The sequence below is a fragment of the Paenibacillus sp. Y660 genome, assembly GCF_057221575.1.
In genome coordinates, this window is sequence record NZ_JBXBBJ010000007.1 from 192,062 (window position 1) to 214,004 (window position 21,943).

Here is a 21,943-nt window from a genome sequence, read left to right on the forward strand (position 1 = left end):
GGTGATATGGATGAAAATCGGATTAACCGGCGGTATTGCCAGCGGCAAAAGCACAATCGCTAAAATGCTCGTGGAGCGCGGTGCGCTGCTGGTCGATGCCGATCAAGTTGCAAGGGAGGTTGTCCTTCCCGGAGAGTCAGCATTAGAGGCAATCGCCTCTACGTTCGGACAAGCTGTCCTTGCGGCAGACGGATCTCTTGACCGCAAAGCGCTCGGCGAGATCGTATTTCAAGATAAAGCCTCGCTGGCAAAGCTAGAAGCGATCACCCACCCGGCTATACGCCAGAGAATGCAGCAGCGCATACATACGTATATGGAGCAGTTTCCGGAGCAATTAGTCATAGCGGATATACCGCTTTTGTATGAAACCAAGCAGGAGCATTTGTACGATGGGATCATGGTTGTCTACGTACCGGCTGAGGTGCAGCAAGCGCGTTTAATGGAAAGAAATCATTTGACCGAGGAAGAAGCCCGCCGCCGGGTTGCACTTCAGATGGATATCGAGCAGAAGCGCGAAAAAGCGGATTGGGTCATCGACAATAGCGGAACGCTTGCAGAGACGGAGCGTCAGGTTGAACAATTTTGGAAAAGCAAGTGTTTGCCATGAGAGTGCTCCTTAAGAAAAGAATTCTGCTTGTATTGCTGCTGGGTCTCATAACGATTTTGTTTCTCAAATCGGATTGGCTGGCAACTATGATGTATCCGGTTCATTTCAAGGATGATATTCGTGCGAGTGCTGCTAATTATGGTGTGGAGCCGCATTTGGTAGCTGCGATCATTCGCAGTGAAACAAACTATCGGACAGGCCAGGAATCGAGAAAGGGCGCTTTGGGATTGATGCAAATTATGCCTGATACGGCTGATTGGGTTATTCAAAAGGCGGGTTTTACAGAAGTAACGGAGGATATGCTTAGGCATCGAGCAGATGTCAGCATTGAGGTTGGCGCGTGGTATTTGAAATCGCTGGATCAACAATTTGATCATAATAAGATCGCTGCCATAGCCGCATACAACGCAGGACCAGGCAATGTAAGGAAGTGGCTTGACTCTGGTTTGTGGGACGGCACAATAGACTCGGTGAAGGAAATACCTTTTGGCGAGACTAGGCACTATGTACAGCGGGTCATATACTATTATAATAAGTATAAGGATTTATACCCGAGCTTCTGATAAAATCTATAATGAATATGCAAATACAACGAAGCCTTGGAGGCCCGTCGCTTCTGGACGAGCCCAGCCAAAGCATCCTTTATTCATACAACATTTAATGAATCAATTATTTGTATTGACCAGCAAGGGATTGCTCGGCAATTTGCACTAGGCGACGGGTAATGTAACCCCCGATGGAGCCAGCGTCTTTTGTAGCCATGTTGCCGTAGTATCCGTCTTGCGGAATTGCGATGCCTAGCTCTTGAGCAACTTCAAATTTCATTTGGTCAAGTGCAGCTGTCGCTTGTGGGACTACTAGTTGGTTACTGCTGCGGGATGCGCTCATGTATGTTCACCTCCTTGCGGTTGGTAAAAGTATTATGTGCAAAAATCAAAACTTCATTACAGGAATTAGTTGGAAATTAAATTAATTTGAGAAGAGCCCCTTTCAAAGGCTCTTGCTAACTAAGAAAGGAGGCAAATTGCAGCATGAAATGTCCATATTGCGACTATGCCGGAACAAAAGTATTGGACTCGAGGCCGGCTAACGAAAACAAATCTATTCGTCGCCGCCGTGAGTGTGAAAAGTGCAGCCGCAGATTCACGACCTTCGAAATGATTGAAGAAACGCCTCTAATCGTCATCAAAAAAGATGGAAGCCGTGAGGAATTCAGCCGCGACAAAATATTACGCGGTCTTATCCGCGCCTGCGAGAAGCGTCCCGTACCGGTAGAACGCCTCGAAGTCATCGTATCCGAGGTTGAGAAGGAGCTTCGCACAACGGCACACGCAGAAGTAGACAGCAGCGATATCGGCGGCATCGTCATGAACGAGCTCTATCCCGTCGACGAGGTAGCCTATGTCCGCTTCGCATCTGTTTATCGTCAGTTCAAGGACATCGATATGTTCATGAAGGAGCTCAACAACCTGCTGTCCAAACACCCGCTGAACGGTATGATAGATAAAGATTGACAATTTTGGCGCCCCTATGCTAAGATCAATCTTGTCGTCATTTGGGGCCTTAGCTCAGCTGGGAGAGCGCATCGCTGGCAGCGATGAGGTCAGGGGTTCGATCCCCCTAGGCTCCACCAATAAAACAAATCAACCACGTCCTCTGACGTGGTTTTCTGTTTTATTGGTGGAGAGCCAGGGGGCGAACCCCGGGGTTCAGTCCGCGCGGACGTAGTGAAGTGAGTAGGCTTCGAAGGAATTACTTCTAATGTAGGAGCACGGCGTCTGAATCTACCGCTAAGAGTCCTCGTTGATTAAGCTTCGTCAGCCATTTGATCAAAGATTTAGACATCCCATGATGGATAAGCGAGTTAATACGAGTTGTATCCCCCTAGGCTCCACCATAAAACAACCGCGTAACGCTTGGGTTTCCAAGCGTTTTTTGTTTTTTATGAAGAAAAAATTAACTCCGAATACGGTATGTGGTCACACTTCTGGTCACAGTTGCTATTTTATTGAGGTTTATTTGATGTTTTTTGGTTGTTCGAGGATTCTTAATATTAGCGTTATCGAGGTTTTAAACAATCGCTCTGTCACAAATTGCTGACAGAGCGATTGTTTTTACTTATTCATCAAAGAGCATTTCGCCAAATTGTTTGGCGGTCTCTTGGTGGACACTAGGTAAAACATGGCTATACGTATTCCAGAGTGGTTCGAACATCGAATTATCAAGTATCTTAGGATTAATTTTCTGGCTCAACATGAGTATTAATTTTATGACTGTTTCCAACAGATTGAGCCTCAAGAATCCTAGTCCTCATGGTTTTTATTAGCATTGCTCATAGATAAAGGAATGATTGGCGATTCTATCAAACAAAGATATCGTAGGACTAAAGGATGGAGTAGATAGTAAAGCCTGGTCTGGGAAGAAGAATGGCAAGAAAACAAAAAAAATATCGAAGCGTAACGCTATTACTATTGAATTGGACGAAACTGAGATTGAAAGTATCATTAATGATATAGAGGTTGAATTTGTCGAGTTAGATGCTGAGATATCTACTAATGAACTCGAAAAAGATCCCAAAGGTGATCATTCTGTTATTGTGAAAAGTGTCCTGGGATGGAAGTGATCTTTTTCTTGTGGAAAATTTCTCGGAATTAATATTCTGTACTGAAAATTTTGTCGATTTGTATAATAAACATGAATTGACAGGTCTGCGTTTCCAAGAAGTGAATGCTCAATAAAATTAGTTTCCTAGTAGCCCGTACATCGATGTACGGGCTTTATTTGTTAATATTGACTCCGATAACGTATATTATTTAGGTAAGTATCAAACAGCACCCACCATAAAGACATAATGAGGGCTTAATTTAAATCTGGAGGTTTGAAGAAATGCCGCTTAATGATATCTTGAAAAGTATTGATGAAAATTTTCTAAATAACAAAACGAGATTACTCAGCTTTTATGATTCAGACTTTGATAGATACAGTAAAAGATATATATAATAATACAGATTATGAATGGTTTAAGAAGATTAGATAAAGCAAGCCTACTCTAACCAGCCTCAAACAGTCTCAGCAAGACACTCAGGCGAATTGTGGCTTGGCACAGCTACGGTTCGCTTTTCTGAACCATACGTATATTAAGTCAGATACTAATGTTAAGAAGGGAATTGAGAAAATACGTAGAAATATATATAATTCTTTTAAATGAGGTGCTTTCATGGGCGTATTAAAGTATGAAGATTGGCAAAAACATTGGCAAAAACTTTTTGAAAAACTTGATGCGGAAGGTTATGAAAGACTTACCCCTGATGAAAAAACATGGTACAACGTAAGAGGAGTAATTGATAGTATTGGTAACGGTGGAATTATCAGTTTTTACTATAATCATGGTGCGGATACATTAGATGATACTATGGAAGACCTACAAAAACTTAATGCGTCTGAGGTAGTTAACCTTCTAAAACAGGTGAATGTTTTATTTCCTAATGGAAAACCGTCCAATGATGTTGATGAAAGAAATGAGATAATTGACTCATGGGATGGAGAACATGAAGACTTATTTGAAACATTAGACGAACGGTTCTATATATTGGAAAGTGACTTAGAATTGAAGTTAGATTCAGTTGTACAACGAATTATCCAATAGAGAGCTGGTCGTAGAGTCGCTGATCCGTGGCATCAACGTTGATCCTAATTAGATTTGTGAATCGGTTATATCAACTCAAGAAGGAAGCTATGGTCGCAGAAAGCTTGCTAAACTACAAAGGGATGAATTAAAGGGTTTATTAAGGAAAATAAACAAATTAGTGATTTGGGTGTTATTGATAAAATAACACAGAATGAAATAGAAAAAATACTTCAAATTAGGCATTTATATGCTCATAGAAATGGAATTGTTGATGAAAAATTCACCAATAAAACAAATCAACCACGTCCTCTGACGTGGTTTTCTGTTTTATTGGTGGAGAGCCAGGGGGCGAACCCCGGGGTTCAGTCCGCGCGGACGGAGCGAATGCGGAGGAGCACGGCGTCTGAATCTACCGCTAAAAGTCCTCTTTGGATTCGCTTCGTCAGCCATTTGATCGAAGATTCGGACATCCCGTGATGGGTAAGCGAGTTAGTACGAGCTGTATCCCCCTAGGCTCCTCCACCAAACACAAATTTTAAACACGCCGAATCAGGCGTGTTTTTTTGTGTTTGGTTGAGCCCAAGAAGAGGCGGACCCCGGGGTTCAGTCCGCGCTGACGTAGTGAAGTGAGTAGACTTCGAAGGAATACATCTAATATAGGAGCACGGCGTCTGAAGCTACCGCTAAAAGTCCTCTTTGAATTCGCTTCGTCAGCTATTCGATCAAAGATTCGGACATCCCATGATGGAAAGACGAGCTAATGCAAGTCGTACCCCCTAGGGAAGAATCCCGACTTTGGTCCAGCTGTAGGAGAGTCTCGGGAAGGTTTTTTCATTCTTTAGCATTACGTATAATCAGCTTAACACCAAACTAGTAACATTGATCCAGAAATAGAAGAAGAAGGAAGGGAGGCGATGATGTATCCGCAGCTAAGCGGGTGGGATTCCGTTTGTCAGTTTGGCCATACTGACGGGGTTCATGTTGTTCTTCGGTCTTACATATCAAAAAATACGATATTTAGGAGATGTAAATAGTGAAAAAGTTAATCGAATTCAAAGAAGTATCGAAAGAATACAAAATCGGAGAAGTGCCAATCAAGGCGCTGGATGGAGTTGATTTTTCCATATCAGAGGGGGAATTCGTCGTTATTTTAGGCGCAAGCGGTGCCGGTAAAAGTACGATTTTGAATATACTTGGCGGCATGGATACGGCTTCCTCAGGTCAAGTATTTGTTGGTGATCAAGAAATAACAAGATTAAACGAAAAAAAATTAACACAATATCGCGGTGAGAAAGTTGGCTTTGTATTTCAATTCTATAACCTGATTCCGAATTTAAACGCTCTTGAAAATGTTGAATTTGCCGCTGAAGTATGTAAAAACCATCTGGATGCTAAAGATATTTTATCCAAAGTCGGATTAAAGAATCGTATCAAAAACTTCCCTTCCCAGCTCTCTGGAGGAGAACAACAAAGAGTTGCTATAGCTAGAGCTGTTGCAAAAAATCCTTCCCTTTTACTTTGTGATGAACCAACCGGAGCTTTGGATTATGTTACAGGTAAGTCCGTCTTAAAGCTTCTTCAAGATTTGAACAAGGAAACGAAAAAGTGCGTCGTTTTGGTCACGCATAATTCCGCTATTGCTCCTATGGCTGACAAAATTATTAAGGTTAAAAGCGGAAAGATAGAAAGCGTTACGATTAATGATGTTAAACAAAGTGTTGAAGGGATTGAGTGGTGATAATGAAATTATTTTTGAAATCAATAAGGGATATAAAAAAATCTATAGGGCAATTTATAGCCCTTGTTTTGGTTATCGCAGTAGGAGCTTTTTTCTATGCGGGTCTGGTAACTTATAGTGATAATCTTAGCGCATATTCGAAGGTTTACTTTAATGAACATAATTTATTCGACTTAAATGTGTATTACTGTCAAATTTCCAAAAAAGATGTGGCGGGTTTAAACGAAATTGAAGGTGTAAATAAAATTGAAGGACGTTATACCCTTGATGTCGCGCAAGCCTTTGATGATTATAAAGCATCATTAAAAATTCATTCGATCCCTGTAAAAAATGAAATAAACACGCTTACTATGATTGAGGGGAGTATCCCTTCAAAAAAGGGTGAGATCGTATTAGATTCCATTATGCGAAAGAGCATCAATACCGTGTCGGTGATCAAATCCGTATAGGCGCAAATGAAAGAATGATTCAGCTTAAAATTAGCGGCTTGGGAGAGAATGTAGAACATACAAAAAAGAACGATATCCAAGACCATAAAGCCTACGGTATAGCTTATATGGCCGAAGAGACAATACCTGAGATCGCAGGCGACTTTTACTATAATGAAATCATGATTGATGCTAAAGAAGGTTACGATATTGACCAAATAGGTAAATCAATTGAAGCGCAATCCAAACAAAAACAGCTTGCTTATTTAAACCAAGTAAGCAAAGAACGTACTTTCAATTATTCCCAAATAAATGCAACGATTCAAAATAATAACTTGATGAGCAAGGTTATACCTTTCGTTTTCTTTGTGATTGAAGCGATTATCCTATTTCTTGCCATGTCGAGGATTATTGATTCTCAAAGAAATCAAGTAGGTATTATGAAGGCTTTGGGTGTAAAAGACAGAAGCATCATGCTTCATTACATGGGATTCCCTGTGCTGGTAGGTATAATAGGTTCCATCTTAGGGTGTATCATTGCCGCTCTTGTATTTGTACCATTAATAACTGCATCAAATGCAAGGGCTTACTCTCTGCCTGACATTAGATTCACGCTTTCTTTTTATTCGATCATTCCTCCCGTCATATTCTCCAGTGCTTTTGGACTTCTGTCATGCTACTTAAGCGGTAGAACCATTTTAAAAGAACATGCGGCTCAAGCTATGCGTCCTAAACCGCCAAAGAAGATGAAAAAGCTATTAATAGAAAGAGTTCCGGGTCTATGGAGTCATATTCCCTACAGCTACAAACTCATTTTGAGAAATATATTATTAAATAAACAAAAAGCTTTAGCTACCTCAACTGGTGTTGTTGTAAGCACTGTTTTATTGATAACTGCTTTTGGCACTGGAGCGTCCTTGCTAAAAGTAGCTGACCAAATAGAAGATGTTTACTCCTATGATCTAAGAGTAGATTATTCGATGGGAACAGCTTCAGATACGATAAAACTACCCGCGGGTATTAAAAACAGCTTTTTGTTATCCACCTTCCCTGTTGAATTCATACAAGATGATGAAAAAGAAAATGCTACTCTAGTTGTTACTGAAAAAGAAAACAGTCTCATTCATTTCTTTGACGAAAATGACAATAGAATATCATTAGAAAATAACGGTGTGCTAGTACCCAAGTCTTACGCCGACAAATACCGTATTTCAGAAGGGGATGTAATCAAAATAAAGTTCACAGCACCGGAGCTTAAAAATAAATCTGTAGATATGAAGGTTTTAAAAATATCTACACAGTATTCGTATCCGTCGTTTTATTCCACACCGGACTATTTACAGAGCCTTGACATCGACTACAATCCAACCTCGCTTTTAGTTGAAGCAAATAGCTCTGCGGATCTTATAAGCGCTCGCAGCTTATTTGAACAAGATCCTCACGTAGATACAATTGCAGATAAGGATGATCTAAAGAAATCAGCTCAATATATTTTGGAACAAAACAGTTTTGTATTTATCATGTTTATCATTTGTGCCGGTATACTCTCCTTCGGCGCCATTTATACGATATCTTCAATAAACATTTATGAAAGGAATCGTGAGCTTGCAACACTTAAGGTATTAGGCTACCAAAAAAATAAAATAAATAAACTTATATTTTTTGAAAACTTCATATTAACCACGTTTGCCGTAATTGTGGCTTTACCTATAAGCGACTATGTTTTTACATTTATTATCAAGGCGCTGTCTAGTACCCATCAACAAATACCGAATAAATTAAGTGTTACTATCATACTGATATCTGTTGTTCTTTCATTCTTGCTAACGATGTTGTCTAACTTACTGCTTAGGAGGAAAGTATCCAAAATAAATATGATTGAATCATTAAAAAGTATTGAATAATAGAAAATGTTGGAGGAGCGCTTCTCTGGCAGCGAAGAGGTCAGGGATTCAGTCCGCTCGGACGGAGCGAATGCGGAGGAAGTAAGGCGTCTGAATCTACCGCTAGAAGTCCTCACCCGAGTATTCATCGTCAGCCAGTCGATCAAAGATCCGCTTTCAAGGATATGATTGTCTGATCATCGCATCCAGCGATTGAAAAGACTAGTGAATAAAGTTAGAATGACTCTATGACTGTCAGCTAATCGAAAATTTAAGAGGGGTGTTCCTTTGTCGCCAGAACAACGTGAAGAACTACTTAGTGTATTAAAAGCCCGTTTTGAGAAAAACATGAACCGCCATGAAGGTCTTGAATGGTCTAAAGTACAAGCGAAGCTGGAAGCTAATTCTGAAAAACTGTGGTCACTCAATGAAATGGAAATAACTGGCGGAGAGCCGGATGTTGTTGGTCATGATAACAAGACGGACGAATACATTTTTTATGATTGTTCAGCAGAAAGTCCTAAAGGCCGCAGAAGTGTTTGTTACGATCGTGAAGCGCTGGAGTCAAGGAAAGAACATAAACCGGGAAATAGCGCTATTGATATGGCAGCTGCCATGGGCATTGAGCTTTTAACAGAAGATCAATATCGGGGGCTGCAGAAGCTTGGGAAATTCGATACGAAAACATCGAGCTGGGTGATAACACCTTCTGAGATTAGAAAACTTGGTGGTGCCATCTTTGCTGATTTCCGCTACGGCAATGTCTTCGTGTACCATAACGGTGCGGAATCTTACTATGCCGCCAGGGGGTTCCGTGGCTCGCTCAGGGTCTAGATTTTGCACAGAGAACGAAGTGGGGCGGGAGCACGAGTTGGTCGGTTACACACTCGATAAGGTCGGGAGTTCGAAACCCGAAAGCTCCACCAAAATAAACATATCAACCACGTCCATAGGACGTGGTTTTCTGTTTTTTAGAAAATAAATGCTTTACAGGACACCTAATGGTGTTATATTATGAATTAGGACACTGATCGGTGTCGGATAATAATAAACTATTAAGGAGTGGGTTCAAATGCATATACTAACCATCGTACTTCAAAGTTGGCTGCTTTTTTCCATGGCCTTTTTTGGCGGAAGCAAGATTGCAGGAGCCAAGCATCAAGTTGAACTATTTGATTCGATTAAACTTCCTCAATGGTTCCGCGTCATTACGGGCTACGTTCAAATTGTTGGATGCGTAAGACTCATTATCGGTTACTGGTATCCGGGGGTTGCCGCATGGGCTGGCATATTAATAGTCATTATGATGCTATTGGCGTGCCTTACGCATGTCAGAGTCAAACATCCGATCGGAAAAGTGATACCGGCCTTATTGAATCTCGTAATAGCTATTGCTGTAGTATTATTATATGCAGACGAACTGCCCCATCTTTTTGGGTAAGTTCATAGCAATGGTAGAAAATACCTAACGGTGGGAGATCGAATCGCTGGCAACGATGAGGTCAGGGAGTCGAACCTCCATAGGCTTCTTCACCAAACTTAAAATGATTAAACCCTTGCGTAGCAAGGGTTTTTTGTTGTTTTATACAAAAACTTTAATCAAAATATATCACGTAAATTTGGTCTTGCGGACGAAAATGGGGACAAAATTTATAAGGATCGGCAACATAAGTCGAATCCGCTTCTTCCCTTGCCCACGTTACTGACGTGAGTAGGAAAAAATAAGGGAAAATGAAATAATTTGTAGTAAGATTGTAAGATAGTCTATTTTAACTAATGATATATTTTCCGTAATGGTGTCTGTCTCTAAGGTGTAATCAAAGTTTATTGATGACGAAGATTATGTGAATCTTTGTCATCTTCCAGAAAAATAAATGAGTAATGAATAAACTCGAGAGGTTGAATGTATGAAAAGAACATTTAAAATAAGTTCTTATTTTATTCTTGCGGCGGTCATTATTGTGGTAATCATAGTGGGGATAACCCGGTTATTTACTAGTAATTATAGTGAAGAAGAAAAGTTATTTATGAAAAAAGCAGAAGAAGTGATGGAAAATGTTCTGCATGAAGAAATAACGGTAACTGATATATACTATGTGAAAATATATGGAGGACCTATTGTAATTGAGGGATATATCAACAGATTTAAAGAAATTATTTTTTCAATTTCAACTGATAAGGATCTAACTGGTTTTCAAAATATCTCAACAATTTACTATGCCATTTTAAATGAAGATGCTGAGATGAACCTTTCGCCTATTATACAGCAATTTTATGGGCAAAACGCTGGTTCTAATCCGACAGTAAATGTAGGTAATGTTTCAATGAAAGACCAGTATCTGAGTTACAACGATCTGCTCTCTAGCAATCAGGCAGAGTTATCTTATTCAATTAGAATCACTACACAAAGTAATGTGGAGGAGAAAGACATTGCAAATGAGGCTAATAAGTTCTATGGATTACTGAATGAATTAAAATCAAATCATTATGTAATGAGAAACGTCCGGATTCAACACCTTAATGTAGATATAACTTTTGATGTAGATGAATATTTTGAGAATATTTCGCCATCCGAGGGAGAATTTAATATTGATACAGTAGAAGCCGAATATGAGAGGAGACTAAAAAAGTAATAGAGAGAAGGATGTTCAATGAGCGTAAAAGACATAACGTATGGTTATTTAAGCAGCATGATCTATACAACAGAAGTAGGAAATCCCTTATTTTTACGGATCCAGTGGGGTTCTTCTAGCTTGTACAGGTGTTCGGTAATCCAGCGTTTAATGAAGACGAAGATTATGTGAATCTTTGTCATCATCACATATTCAATTGAAAAGTAGCTAATTTAAAATTGTCGGTTTTCCAGAAAAATAAATGAGTAATGAATAAACTCGAGAGGTTGAATGTATGAAAAGAACATTTAAAATAAGTTCTTATTTTATTCTTGCGGCGGTCATTATTGTGGTAATCATAGTGGGGATAACCCGGTTATTTACTAGTAATTATAGTGAAGAAGAAAAGGTATTTATGAAAAAGGCAGAAGAAGTGATGGAAAGTGTTCTACATGATGAAATAACGGTGACAGATATGTACTATGTGAAAATATATGGAGGACCCATTGTAGTTGAGGGATATTTAAACAGAAATAAAGAAGCAATATTTTCAATATCGACAGATAAAGATCTAGATGGACTTCAATATTTCACTTCATATTACTTAAGTATTTTAAATGAAGATGCTGAGAAGAACCTTTTGCCCATTATACAGCAATTTTATGGGCAAAACGCTGGTACGATCCCGACAGTACACGTAGGTAATGTTTCAATGAGAGACCAGTATCTGAGTTACAACGAGCTGCGCTCCAACAATCAGGCAAAGTTATCTTATTCAATTATAGTCACTACACAAAGTAAGGTGGAGGAGAAAGACATTGCAAATGAGGCTAATATGCTCTATGGATTACTGAATGAATTAAAATCAAATCATTATGTAATGAGACACGTCCGGATTCAACACCTTAATGTAGATATAACTTTTGATGTAGATGAATATTTTGAGAATATTTCGCCATCCGAGGGAGAATTTAATATTGATACAGTAGAAGCTGAATATGAGAGAAGACTAAAAAAGTAATAGAGAGAAGGATGTGGGATAAGCAAGTTAGTACGTGCCCCCCAAGCTCCACCAATAAAACAAATCAACCACGTCCTCTGGACGTGGTTGTCTGTTCATATCTACATTTTCAATAAGCTTCCTTCAAAAGCTCAAAAACCTCTTCTATTGTGAGGCCAAACGATTTGTAATAGGAAGTGTCAATAACCATCTGCTTCAAGATCATTTCATTGCGTTTTTGAAGCATCTCGTCGGACGAGAGTTCGGCGATAAAACATCCTTTGCCGGTTACGGTGTATATCAAACCAAGTCGTTCGAGTTCTTCCCACGCTTTTTTTACAGTAATAATACTAACTCGAAGCTCCGTGGCCGCTTGTCGTATGGGTGGCAAACTATACCCATTTTCTAGTTCGCCCTTGAGGATTTGTGCGCTGATTTGTTCAAAAAGCTGCTGATAAATGGGTTTATCAGAGGTATTCGAAATCGCAATGTTCATTATATTTCCACTTTCTCAAACCTTTTGATGGCAATATGATAAGCGATAATCGTAAAAATCGCAAATATCACGATGCCCATGACCAGGATGGATAATTGCGTTGCCAAATGTTCAGCACCCGTTCCTTTGAAAAGCTTAAACACGAACGAATTTTGTATTCCGAGCCATTCTGCGCCTACAGCAAACAGAATTGCTGCTGTAATGGAAACAATCGCTGCTGCGCCGTATTTATAGGCTGTCTTATAATACATGGATATAAAGATCATATTGAAGATCGCAACCATGACGAAACATAATCCCCAAAAACCTAATGTTGGTTCGAAGAAGTAGTAGGTCAGATTTGGGTATAAGCGAATACTAATCATGCCATATATCATTGCAACAACAATGTGCAGTAATTCCAGGATAACAATAACGGATATCTTTGCTTTTACAATGTCTTTTTTTGTTACTGGCAGCATGCTTGTAAATATCAAATCATTCTGCGTTTTATACCCTGCAAACATATTCGGTAACGTGAGAAAACAAAAGTAAAGGATGACAAGGAAATATAACCATGCGGGGATTAGCATTAAGGCGCCTGTCAAGAAGGGCAGGATATAAAAGAAAGGATTTACGCCGAGCTTTAATTCTTTCACCAGTAAGTTAAACATACATATTCTCCTTTTTCGAGAAATAGATCATGATCTCTTCAAGATTAGGCACGGTTGACTTTATATCCAAAGATGGATCAAAGTCTCTAGCATGGATCAAGCCTGTAAAGCCAAATGAATTCATTTTGTAGGCAATTAACTGGTCTTTTATTAAATACAATTGTTCTTCTTTCCCATTCACTAAGCGATACGTATCAATAAATTGTTCTTTCTCAGCGCTGTTGATAATTTGTCCGTTATCGATAAAAGTAATATAATCTGCGCATTTTTCCAAGTCGGTTGTGATATGAGTCGAAAACAGGATGCTGATTTCTCCATCTTCAACCAGTTCCTGAAAAATATCTAGCAGATTGTCTCTTGCAACCGGATCAAGTCCGCTTGTTGGTTCATCAAGGATAAGTAGCTTTGCGCCGTGTGACAAAGCAAGGGCCAAGCTGTATTTTACTCTCATTCCGGTTGATAATTCAGCTATTTTTTTGTTTTCATTCAAATTAAATCTTTTCAGATAATTGAAGTAGGCTTCATCATCCCAATGATGATAGAACTTTTTGATAACGTTAGTTAGCGTCTTAATTTTGCTTCGAGTATAGAAATCGATTCCTCCAAATGCAAAGCCAATTTCTTGCTTCAATTCGACTTCGTGTTCGATCATCTCTTTGCCCAAAATACGGATCTCGCCGCTATCCATACGAATCAAATTTAAAATTGATTTTATAGTGGTTGTTTTTCCAGCGCCGTTGGCTCCGATAAATCCCATAATATAACCCTTTTCCAGCTGAAATGATATGTTTTTCAAATGAAAATGCTCATATTTTTTATTTAAATTTTTAATTTCTAACGCAAGCATATAGCCAACCTCCTTTTAAATTGTGTATGTTGTGCATACACAATATATCATTGAGACAAATCTTATGTCAATTATTTTTATCAAATCCATATTTACTCAAAAGGTTGCTTCCTGTACGGGCTTATGGGGAACGGAACTTTATGACGGCAGCGATGAGGTTTGTCGATGCTACCCACTAATTAGATACCATTTTCATCCAAACTACATCTAATTATTTACAATTCTCAATAAATGTTTATTTCAAAAAAATAATTTTGTATGACATAAAACTACAAACGTCTGTAGTTCGATATTGTAAAATTACGTAATGACTATTTTTAAGGAGAGGCACAAATAGGAAAACAGCAGGGGGATGTCATGAAACGATCAACTCTTATCCAAGCGCTTGCTCCTAAGCGAGAAGCAACCCAATCGTCGCCACCCATTAGGCACACTCTCTTTTGGCAGTTGTTCGCTAACTATTTCCTGCTTATTCTTATTCCGGTTATTGTGGCTAGTGTGCTTGCCTACGTGCTTGTCGTTCGGATTATTGAAGAAGACGCTGAGCGCTTCAATAATGTGATTATGAGTCATTTCGCTGAGCGAACAGACACAGAACTCCAATCCTTAAAGAACAATATGATCAATATGCTAAGTGCTTCCAATATACTAAGTGTACTTCGAATACCTGTTGATTTGTCTTCTGATCACATGCAACGAATGGAGTTGCTTCATTCCCTTAGAGAGCAGTTGCAGCAGCTAGAATCCAATAAGCTTGTGGGAAAAGCCTATTTTTATTTTGTGTATGAGGATTTGATTATAGATGCCGATACGTACACGAATAAATCGTATTACTTTAGTTCTATGAATGCGCTAGGTCCCAGCTGGAGCAAAGATATTGATACGATCCTGACTGGCAAAAAAATGATGGATTTTATAGAGAATCCCGCCTCTCTTACGGCTACAATGAGCTATCCCTTTAATACGCTGACTCCAGAGGTCTATCTTCTCGTCGACATTAAGGCTGATAAGCTTAAGGAGCAAATTTATATTTCGGAGGATTGGGTTAAAGGTACGGCTATTGTAGATGAATCTGGAAGGTTAATCGCACATACGGGTCTGTCGAATGAGGATCAAGAGGTACTGCGAGATCGTATTGCTAAGGTTGGACTGAGCTCACAGTTTACGATATCTAAAGAGACGGGGCTGCTGTTGGATCGATCTAGTTTCGATCATTCTTGGCATTATATCAGTATGACTGATCTAGGTACGGTAATGAAGCCGACGGTGTCATGAAGAAGGACGCTATTCCCCCAGGCGGGGGAAGGGCTGGCTCTAATCCTGATTTTATGATTAAGCAGCTAATCGATGGGTACAATCTTGATTATGCGATTCTGACAGGGGTCGTCTATAACATTTCTACAACACATGATCCTGATTACGCTGCAGCCATCTGTTCTGCCTATAATGATTTCTTAATCACGGAATGGCTTGGCAAGCATAAGGCGTTCAAGGGTGCAATGGTGGTTGCTACGCAGGACCCATTGCTTGCCGCACGTGAAATAGATAGAGTTGGTGGAAATCCTGACATTGTAGAGGTCATGATCTCCAGCGCAGCCAGGGCTCCTCTAGGACAGCGCTATTATCATCCGATCTATGAAGCGGCAGAGCGAAACGGTCTTCCAATAGCCATTCATCCGGGTGCAGAGGGTGGAGGGGGCTCTACTGCCCCTACCTCTGCAGGCTACCCATCACGCTATATTGAATGGCATACATGCTTGTCCCAGACGTTTATGGCACATTTAGTTAGCCTTGTATGCGAGGGAGTATTCGTTAAGTTTCCTAATTTGAAGGTCGTTATGGTAGAGGGAGGCGTTGCATGGCTTCCGGGCTTGATGTGGAGACTAGATAAAAACTACAAGGCGTTGCGCTCTACTGTTCCTTGGTTAACGAAACTGCCTAGTCAGTACATTCGAGATCATTGTTATTTGACAACTCAGCCGATTGAGGAGCCCGATAATCCTCAGCATCTCATTGATCTATTCAATATGATTGATGCTGAGAATATGCTTCTATATTCAAGTGACTATCCACATTGGGATTTTGATTCCCCAGATCATATTTTACGGAAGCTCTCTCCAGAGGCCAGGCGCAAAATATTTCGTGACAATGGGCGCCGATGTGTGCTGGGTTAGTAACTGGGACGACGCTTCCCTCCGACGTGTACAGTTATGTGTATGGGAGGGCTGGTCAAATCATTCGATGCCCGTGGCATGGTTGGGAATTCGATTTGAAGACAGGTAAAGCATTGTTCAATGAGAAGGTAAGAGTAAGGAAGTACACGGTTGAGATTGAGGACGGTATGATCGGAATTTTAATAGGTTCTAAGTAAATATTTCGGAGGCATTCTGTTAATGGGATGCCTCTTTTGATGTGTAAATAGGATGGAATGTACCGTTAAACACACTATTTTGTGGCGAAAGTACGGCGCTTTAGGACTGAGTTTCCGCTATTCGTCTGATTTTGTCTAAATAACGGATTCTCTGTCCGCCAGAATCGAGAATGTTCTTCGTATTATTTTGCCAAGCTGCCAACTGATTGTTTTTCTTTCCACATCATTGTAATGATAAGACCAATAAACATAATGACCGCAGCAAAGAGATACGGATAGTTAATGTTTACATCAAATAATATACCGCCTAACGCGGGCCCGACGATATTCCCCAAGCTTGTATAGGTCGAGTTCATTCCTGCGACAAATCCTTGTTCTTTTTCGGCAGTTTTTGATAAATAGGTCGTTAATGCTGGTCGCAGCAAGTCAAATGCGAGAAAGATGAAGCTAGTTATTAGTAAAATGGCTAAAAAGCTTGAGATCATCGTGGATGCTACCGCCAATACGACGCCAGCGATTAAGCATATCTGGATGAGCTTCTTTTCTCCTAGCTTATCTACCATTTTACCAAACATAAAGATCTGAACGACAACCCCGAAAATGGAACTTATGGTAATAATGGCAGCAATATCTCGTGGAGTGAAACCAAATTTATGATCAGAATACAGACTAAATACTGTTTCATATGCTGATAAACCAAAGGCCAGTACAAACACAATAATAAAGGCTATAAAGTATAATGGATGAAGTGATCGTTTGAGGTCACTTGCAAAGCTCGTATCTTTTTTTAGCTGAGTGATTTCCAGAAGCTCCTGTTTGGTTAGCGGCTCTTTTAAAATAAATAGGGATGAAATACAAGTTATTAATGCGAAGCCAGCAGCAAAATAGAAAGGGGCACGCACACCCATCTCAGCAATAAAACCTCCGATACCTGGGCCAATGATAAATCCGATGCTAATTGCGGCAGAAACATAGCCCATTGCTTTGGGCCTTTCCTCTACTGAGGTAATATCAGCAACAAAGGCTGTTACGGCTGGCATAATAAATGCACCGCTAATGCCTCCTAAAATTCTGGATACATAAAGAACGGATACATGTGTACCTAAACCAAAGATCAACTCTGATACACTGAAGAGGAATAAGCCGATAACGATCATTTTTTTTCTGCCATAAGTGTCAATCCATCGTCCAGTGAAGGGAGAGGTGAGTAATTGTGCGAATGCAAAGGCCGCCATTAGATAGCCCATCGTTTGGCCTGATAAATGCATAATATTCATAAAGGATGGCATAACAGGGACGATTAGTCCGACTCCTAGAAAAACAATGAATATATTACTTAATAGAATGAGCAAGACTGTTTTTTGTTCTTTCAATGGTTTCTTCATGAAGCGATACCTCTCTCTGCAAAATCATAACTGTGAAATACCTCTCCAAAATACAGTCCAAGAGGCATTTAATTTATCATTTAAACGTTTTTCATTATTCCCATATGCAAGCTCTAACATGATTGAATCAACTACACCTAAGAAAGCAAGAGTAGGGATAGATGCTGCATCTGACATGATGACTTTGGCATCGACCCAAGCTTGAAATTTGCTTTCTAGTACGGTTTGAATCTTCAATTCCGTATCCATTACTTCCTCATTAATCGCTGTTGCCAGATGTTGAGGTGGATAAAAAGATATACGCAACCAAAACTTTAGCTGCTCGCTCTGTTGAAACAAATCAATGACCAATTGAAGATATCCAAATAAATCTGCTTTAGGATTTTGGGTAACCACTTTACTCAAATATTTGAGTTTCGATGAGATTTCTGTCTCTTTGGCATCTTGTAAAACTTGTAGAAATAGATCATCTTTTCCTTTGAAATGAGCATAGAGTGATTGTTTTTTCATACCGACATTCTCGGCAATTTGAGACAAAGATGCTCCCTCATACCCATGTATAGTGAAAAATTTAACAGCTATGTCTTTAATTTCTTTACTTTTCAATATAATCACCTCAGTATTAACGAACGTTCGTCAGTTATATTATCAAATTTAATTTTTTAATGCAAATGTAAATTCCTTTCAGTGATTTAGGTCGAGAGTTTGTGTTTGGCTACTCTCATCTATATTATTGACATAAAGGCAGCTGGCTATTGTGGCTGTTTTTTTTAGTTAATATAGACACTTTAACGGACTTAAGAGTATTCTTATGTGTACTTAAAATTCGCCGTAACTCACCAATGTCACTTTCTGCTAGTTACAGAGCGATATTGGGAAGGTACTATAATAGCTCTCCCATCAACAAGGCAGAAAACCCAATTACAACCAAAGCTAATGAATAGGCAAGCTGCTAAAGGAGGCCCATATATATGAAGTCTCATAACTCTGACCATATTAAAATCCCGCCAGGATTTTGGGCAGGATTACATGAATTAGGGATTGCCGCCCGCGACGTAGCTCGCAAAGCACAACTGCCGCTCACCATTATTACTGAACCGGTAGTCACCACCGCCCAATATTTTGCGATCTGGCAGGCTTATTCCGATCTCATTGGTGACACTGCCAAAGCAATCATCAAGCTTGCGACCGCCTTTGAAACAGCGAAGTACCCACCGACCGTGTTAGCGACTTACCATGCTCGTGACTACCGTGATGCTTTAAACCGAATGGCTCGTTACAAACAACTGTGTCCCCCCGAAAGCTTACGTATCACCGAGGAGGGCGAGCACTGTACAATCGAGCTGGAATGGCTGCATACGGAGCAACCCGGTCCGCCGCTGCTGGTAGGTATCACGCTTGCATTTCTTCTGGAGCTTGGACGCCGGGGCACGGGTCAACCTATGAAGGCGCAGTACGTCGAATTTGCGCACGCAATGGGCGATGTACAGGCTCTTGAAGCTTACTTCGGCTGCCGTATCAAGATTGGTGCAAAATGCAACCGGTTGACGCTGCATCGAAGAGATCTGGACCGCCCATTCGAATCGTATAACGAGGAATTGCTGGAGATCCTGACTCCTGCTCTAGACCGATCGTTGGATGAACAGAAGCATAGCCGCTCAATCTCCGAGAAGGTCAAATGGATCATGAAACGGAGCCTCACAGGAGGGCGCCCCGACATTCAGGCTGTCGCAAAGGAGCTTCGTATGAGCGATCGAACCTTGCAGCGCCGGCTTACTGACGAAAACACAAGCTTCAAGCAGCTGTTGACGCAAGCTAAACACGAGCAGGCAATAGAGTACTTGGCAGACCCTTCGCTAGAAATTAAAGAAGTGGCTTTCTTGATTGGATATGAAGACCAGAACTCGTTCTACCGTGCCTTCCGCCTTTGGGAAGGTGATACGCCTTCAAATTGGCGTTCTGAACATTTAGGTGCAAGCGCGATATCTGAAGGACGGCAAGGAATGCCGACTATTCATTAATAGTGAGCCTAACCAATTCTACAGAGAGCTCGTATTTACTGAGTTCTATCATTTGGCGTGTTCTACAAGAACTTTGGCGCAATATGCTAGTTACTGAACGATCCTGACAAGGTAATATAATCGCTATCCGGAGAACAGCTAGATTAAAAGGAGAAATGTAACGTGGATATGGGATTAAATAATAAAACCGCTTTAGTTACAGGATCAACGAAAGGTATTGGAAAAGCAATTGCCATAGAACTTGCCAAAGAAGGTGTTCATGTATTAATTAATGGACGAAATGATGAAGAAGTAGAACGAACTGTAAATGAAATAAAGTTAAATTTCCCGGCTACCTCTCCTCAAAATGCTACAGCCGATATTGTGGATATTGGGCAAAGAGAAGCTTTATTTGAGAAATTCCCCCAAATTGATATTTTAGTTAACAATATGGGGATATATGAAATTATGCGATATGAGGACGTTGACGATGAGATATGGGAAAAATACTTCCGGACTAATGTTCTTGCAGCAAATGGATTATGTAAATATTATTTGCCTAAAATGTTGAAAAATGATTTTGGCCGCATTATTTTTATTGCAAGTGAGGAAGCCATTATGCCTTCAGGACAAATGCCTCAGTATGGTATGACTAAATCAATGCTGTTATCATTGTCAAAAAGCTTATCTAAATTAACAATAGGAACAGAAGTTACAGTCAATACGATCCTGCCAGGGCCAACACTCTCTGAAAATGTGCATCAAATCATTGAGGGTATGTACCCTAATGAAAATATGACTTTTTCAGAAAAAGAGAAAAAATTTATGACTACAAACCTGCCTCAATCTGAATTACAGCGATTTATCAAGCCTATTGAAATAGGTAGACTCACTACATTTGTATGTAGTCCTTATGCAACCGCATTTAGAGGTTCTCCGATCCGTATGGATGGGGGAATGGTTCCGACTATTTTTTAAATTTATTAGAGTTGAGGTGCAATTTCGCCTTTATCCATTATGTTTAGGGATCTCGTTATAATGAGAAGAGCGATTATAGAAAGGAGTGAAATCATCATGAAGGCAATTGTCATTGGAGCGGGAATTGCTGGAGCATCAACGGCGTACCAATTGGCTAAGCAGGGAGCAGATGTCCTCATCATCGATCGGAAAGATGAAGGCCAGGCTACATATGCAGCTGCCGGTATTATTTGTCCCTGGCTGTCGCAGCGGCGCAATAAGGCTTGGTATCGGCTTGCGAAAGCCGGAGCGCGTTATTACCCTATGCTAATAGAAGAGCTTGAGAGCGAAGGGGAAAGCGAAACCGGCTATGCCAAGGTCGGGGCTCTCAGCATACATACGGATCCGGAGAAGATCGGCAAAATGGAAGAGCGAGCTTACAAGCGTAAAGAAGACACGAGTGAAATCGGTGAGATTACCCGGCTTGATGAACATAGAACCCGTGAGCTCTTCCCTCTGATCGTGGAAGGATATTCTTCCATTCATATTAGCGGGGCAGCCCGTGTCGATGGCCGGGCGCTGCGTGATGCTTTGCTTCGATCTGCACAAAGAAACGGGGCTGAGCTTATATATGGAGATGCCAAGCTTGAATTTCAATCCAACCGTGTAACGGGTGTTGCGGTTGGGGCAAATCGTTACTCGGCTGACATCGTTATCGTTTGTGCAGGAGCTTGGGCTGGGCCGTTGCTGCAGCCTTTAGGCATTGATTTTCAAGTAAGCTATCAGAAAGCGCAAATTATGCACTTGCAGGTTGCAGACGCCAAACAAAATACGGGCAGCTGGCCGGTCGTTATGCCGCCTTCCGATCAATATCTGATCGCCTTTGAACAGCAGAAAATCGTGATAGGGGCGACTCATGAAAATAATATCGAAGGCTACGATACGAGGATCACACCTGGTGGAATGCACGAAATTTTAAGCAAATGTCATACATTTGCACCTGGTCTGGCAGATAGCACGTTCCAGGAAGTAAGGGTGGGCTTTCGCCCTTATACAGCCGATTTTCTTCCAGTCATAGGCGCCATTCCAGATTGGGAAGGACTTCTTGCGGTAAACGGACTTGGTGCCTCCGGGTTGACGATGGGACCTTATATTGGAGTCCAGATGGCCAAGTTAGCACTAGGAATGGAATTAGATATCGATCTAACCGATTATGACATTCGTAAAGCCATTAGGTGACCTGTTGCCCATTTCGGGATCATATATGAAAAGAAGGCCAACCACATGATCTGGTTGGCCTTCTTTTTCTACGACTAAACAAGTTTGCGTGAAATGAAA

General features: G+C 40.5%; 21 protein-coding genes, 1 tRNA gene and 2 pseudogenes. 18 read left to right on the forward strand and 6 right to left on the reverse strand.

The features are described 5' to 3' along the window. Positions 1–10 precede the first annotated feature (10 nt). Both coaE and AC2TDN_RS11395 read left to right on the forward strand, forming a co-directional pair. Complete coding sequence (coaE, locus tag AC2TDN_RS11390; RefSeq protein ID WP_484688066.1) at positions 11–607, forward strand: dephospho-CoA kinase; 597 nt, start codon at positions 11–13, stop codon at positions 605–607. Then, on the forward strand, positions 604–1,170 hold the full coding sequence (locus AC2TDN_RS11395) for a lytic transglycosylase domain-containing protein (RefSeq protein ID WP_482068148.1): 567 nt from the start codon (positions 604–606) through the stop codon (positions 1,168–1,170). Before coaE ends, AC2TDN_RS11395 begins: the two co-directional genes overlap by 4 nt. Positions 1,171–1,276: 106 nt before the next feature. On the opposite strand, the gene AC2TDN_RS11400 is transcribed toward AC2TDN_RS11395, so the two are convergent. Beyond that, positions 1,277–1,495: an alpha/beta-type small acid-soluble spore protein gene (locus AC2TDN_RS11400; RefSeq protein ID WP_169085206.1), complete on the reverse strand. Its 219-nt coding sequence runs from the start codon at positions 1,493–1,495 to the stop codon at positions 1,277–1,279. 143 nt (positions 1,496–1,638) lie between these two features. Here AC2TDN_RS11400 and nrdR point away from each other — a divergent pair, with 143 nt between their 5' ends. From nrdR to AC2TDN_RS11450, 10 genes and pseudogenes are all read left to right on the forward strand, one after another. Beyond that, positions 1,639–2,121, forward strand: a complete 483-nt coding sequence (nrdR, locus tag AC2TDN_RS11405) for a transcriptional regulator NrdR (protein WP_053377232.1) — start codon at positions 1,639–1,641, stop codon at positions 2,119–2,121. Between the two features lie 43 nt (positions 2,122–2,164). Then, a tRNA-Ala gene (locus AC2TDN_RS11410) sits at positions 2,165–2,240 on the forward strand. 717 nt (positions 2,241–2,957) lie between these two features. Then, on the forward strand, positions 2,958–3,230 hold the full coding sequence (locus AC2TDN_RS11415; RefSeq protein ID WP_484688067.1) for a hypothetical protein: 273 nt from the start codon (positions 2,958–2,960) through the stop codon (positions 3,228–3,230). Between the two features lie 594 nt (positions 3,231–3,824). Beyond that, a complete protein-coding gene (locus AC2TDN_RS11420) occupies positions 3,825–4,253 on the forward strand; it encodes a DMP19 family protein (RefSeq protein WP_484688068.1) in 429 nt (142 codons plus the stop codon). A gap of 1,015 nt (positions 4,254–5,268) precedes the next feature. After that, the gene (locus tag AC2TDN_RS11425) at positions 5,269–5,973 is read left to right on the forward strand and encodes an ABC transporter ATP-binding protein (protein WP_484688069.1); all 705 of its coding nucleotides are present in this window, start codon (positions 5,269–5,271) and stop codon (positions 5,971–5,973) included. A gap of 2 nt (positions 5,974–5,975) precedes the next feature. After that, positions 5,976–8,305, forward strand: a pseudogene (locus tag AC2TDN_RS11430) (ABC transporter permease). 267 nt (positions 8,306–8,572) lie between these two features. Further along, positions 8,573–9,118 carry a DUF4256 domain-containing protein gene (locus AC2TDN_RS11435; RefSeq protein ID WP_484688070.1) on the forward strand — a complete coding sequence of 182 codons (546 nt, stop codon included), beginning with the start codon at positions 8,573–8,575 and terminating at the stop codon, positions 9,116–9,118. A 238-nt stretch (positions 9,119–9,356) separates the two neighbouring features. Continuing rightward, entirely contained in the window at positions 9,357–9,725 is a 369-nt protein-coding gene (locus AC2TDN_RS11440) for a DoxX family protein (protein WP_484688071.1), read from the forward strand. A gap of 466 nt (positions 9,726–10,191) precedes the next feature. Beyond that, complete coding sequence (locus AC2TDN_RS11445) at positions 10,192–10,917, forward strand: hypothetical protein (RefSeq protein WP_484688072.1); 726 nt, start codon at positions 10,192–10,194, stop codon at positions 10,915–10,917. A 274-nt stretch (positions 10,918–11,191) separates the two neighbouring features. Further along, positions 11,192–11,917 carry a hypothetical protein gene (locus AC2TDN_RS11450; RefSeq protein ID WP_484688073.1) on the forward strand — a complete coding sequence of 242 codons (726 nt, stop codon included), beginning with the start codon at positions 11,192–11,194 and terminating at the stop codon, positions 11,915–11,917. Between the two features lie 109 nt (positions 11,918–12,026). Here AC2TDN_RS11450 and AC2TDN_RS11455 read toward each other — a convergent pair whose 3' ends face one another. Genes AC2TDN_RS11455 through AC2TDN_RS11465 form a run of 3 tightly spaced genes read right to left on the reverse strand, consistent with a single transcriptional unit; the run spans position 12,027 to position 13,892 of the window. Next, positions 12,027–12,392, reverse strand: a complete 366-nt coding sequence (locus AC2TDN_RS11455; protein ID WP_482069528.1) for a GntR family transcriptional regulator — start codon at positions 12,390–12,392, stop codon at positions 12,027–12,029. Further along, a complete protein-coding gene (locus tag AC2TDN_RS11460) occupies positions 12,392–13,045 on the reverse strand; it encodes an ABC-2 transporter permease (RefSeq protein WP_482069529.1) in 654 nt (217 codons plus the stop codon). The genes AC2TDN_RS11455 and AC2TDN_RS11460 overlap by 1 nt, the downstream gene beginning before the upstream one ends. Beyond that, positions 13,038–13,892 (reverse strand): ABC transporter ATP-binding protein, encoded by an 855-nt coding sequence (locus AC2TDN_RS11465; RefSeq protein WP_484688074.1) that lies wholly within the window; start codon positions 13,890–13,892, stop codon positions 13,038–13,040. The genes AC2TDN_RS11460 and AC2TDN_RS11465 overlap by 8 nt, the downstream gene beginning before the upstream one ends. A gap of 357 nt (positions 13,893–14,249) precedes the next feature. On the opposite strand from AC2TDN_RS11465, the gene AC2TDN_RS11470 reads away from it, so the two are divergent. The 3 genes and pseudogenes from AC2TDN_RS11470 to AC2TDN_RS11480 all read left to right on the forward strand — a co-directional run bounded on the left by AC2TDN_RS11470 (position 14,250) and on the right by AC2TDN_RS11480 (position 16,263). After that, positions 14,250–15,167, forward strand: a complete 918-nt coding sequence (locus AC2TDN_RS11470; protein WP_484688075.1) for a hypothetical protein — start codon at positions 14,250–14,252, stop codon at positions 15,165–15,167. After that, positions 15,158–16,066 (forward strand): annotated as a pseudogene (locus tag AC2TDN_RS11475) (amidohydrolase family protein); the annotation flags it as partial. The gene AC2TDN_RS11470 and the pseudogene AC2TDN_RS11475, both read left to right, overlap by 10 nt. Then, positions 16,051–16,263, forward strand: coding sequence for a Rieske (2Fe-2S) protein (locus tag AC2TDN_RS11480; protein ID WP_484688076.1), 213 nt, complete (start codon positions 16,051–16,053; stop codon positions 16,261–16,263). The pseudogene AC2TDN_RS11475 and the gene AC2TDN_RS11480, both read left to right, overlap by 16 nt. A gap of 182 nt (positions 16,264–16,445) precedes the next feature. Here the strand turns inward: AC2TDN_RS11480 and AC2TDN_RS11485 are convergent, their stop codons facing one another. Further along, complete coding sequence (locus AC2TDN_RS11485; protein WP_484688077.1) at positions 16,446–17,648, reverse strand: MFS transporter; 1,203 nt, start codon at positions 17,646–17,648, stop codon at positions 16,446–16,448. 24 nt (positions 17,649–17,672) lie between these two features. After that, entirely contained in the window at positions 17,673–18,254 is a 582-nt protein-coding gene (locus tag AC2TDN_RS11490; RefSeq protein WP_484688078.1) for a TetR/AcrR family transcriptional regulator, read from the reverse strand. Positions 18,255–18,619: 365 nt separating this feature from the next. On the opposite strand from AC2TDN_RS11490, the gene AC2TDN_RS11495 reads away from it, so the two are divergent. The 3 genes from AC2TDN_RS11495 (at position 18,620) to AC2TDN_RS11505 (ending at position 21,844) form a co-directional block, all read left to right on the forward strand. Continuing rightward, positions 18,620–19,669: a helix-turn-helix transcriptional regulator gene (locus AC2TDN_RS11495; RefSeq protein WP_484688079.1), complete on the forward strand. Its 1,050-nt coding sequence runs from the start codon at positions 18,620–18,622 to the stop codon at positions 19,667–19,669. Positions 19,670–19,831: 162 nt separating this feature from the next. Then, positions 19,832–20,626 (forward strand): SDR family NAD(P)-dependent oxidoreductase, encoded by a 795-nt coding sequence (locus tag AC2TDN_RS11500; protein ID WP_484688080.1) that lies wholly within the window; start codon positions 19,832–19,834, stop codon positions 20,624–20,626. Between the two features lie 93 nt (positions 20,627–20,719). Further along, complete coding sequence (locus AC2TDN_RS11505) at positions 20,720–21,844, forward strand: NAD(P)/FAD-dependent oxidoreductase (RefSeq protein ID WP_484688093.1); 1,125 nt, start codon at positions 20,720–20,722, stop codon at positions 21,842–21,844. Positions 21,845–21,943 lie beyond the last annotated feature (99 nt).

Bases quoted from the DNA above. Each gene is read 5' to 3' on its own strand.
- AC2TDN_RS11485 (WP_484688077.1), bottom strand. From the start codon at position 17,648: ATGAAGAAACCATTGAAAGAACAAAAAACAGTCTTGCTCATTCTATTA.
- AC2TDN_RS11470 (WP_484688075.1), top strand. From the start codon at position 14,250: ATGAAACGATCAACTCTTATCCAAGCGCTTGCTCCTAAGCGAGAAGCA.
- AC2TDN_RS11395 (WP_482068148.1), top strand. From the start codon at position 604: ATGAGAGTGCTCCTTAAGAAAAGAATTCTGCTTGTATTGCTGCTGGGT.
- nrdR (WP_053377232.1), top strand. From the start codon at position 1,639: ATGAAATGTCCATATTGCGACTATGCCGGAACAAAAGTATTGGACTCG.
- coaE (WP_484688066.1), top strand. From the start codon at position 11: ATGAAAATCGGATTAACCGGCGGTATTGCCAGCGGCAAAAGCACAATC.
- AC2TDN_RS11400 (WP_169085206.1), bottom strand. From the start codon at position 1,495: ATGAGCGCATCCCGCAGCAGTAACCAACTAGTAGTCCCACAAGCGACA.
- AC2TDN_RS11495 (WP_484688079.1), top strand. From the start codon at position 18,620: ATGAAGTCTCATAACTCTGACCATATTAAAATCCCGCCAGGATTTTGG.
- AC2TDN_RS11450 (WP_484688073.1), top strand. From the start codon at position 11,192: ATGAAAAGAACATTTAAAATAAGTTCTTATTTTATTCTTGCGGCGGTC.
- AC2TDN_RS11480 (WP_484688076.1), top strand. From the start codon at position 16,051: ATGTGTGCTGGGTTAGTAACTGGGACGACGCTTCCCTCCGACGTGTAC.
- AC2TDN_RS11455 (WP_482069528.1), bottom strand. From the start codon at position 12,392: ATGAACATTGCGATTTCGAATACCTCTGATAAACCCATTTATCAGCAG.
- AC2TDN_RS11420 (WP_484688068.1), top strand. From the start codon at position 3,825: ATGGGCGTATTAAAGTATGAAGATTGGCAAAAACATTGGCAAAAACTT.
- AC2TDN_RS11440 (WP_484688071.1), top strand. From the start codon at position 9,357: ATGCATATACTAACCATCGTACTTCAAAGTTGGCTGCTTTTTTCCATG.
- AC2TDN_RS11460 (WP_482069529.1), bottom strand. From the start codon at position 13,045: ATGTTTAACTTACTGGTGAAAGAATTAAAGCTCGGCGTAAATCCTTTC.
- AC2TDN_RS11465 (WP_484688074.1), bottom strand. From the start codon at position 13,892: ATGCTTGCGTTAGAAATTAAAAATTTAAATAAAAAATATGAGCATTTT.
- AC2TDN_RS11445 (WP_484688072.1), top strand. From the start codon at position 10,192: ATGAAAAGAACATTTAAAATAAGTTCTTATTTTATTCTTGCGGCGGTC.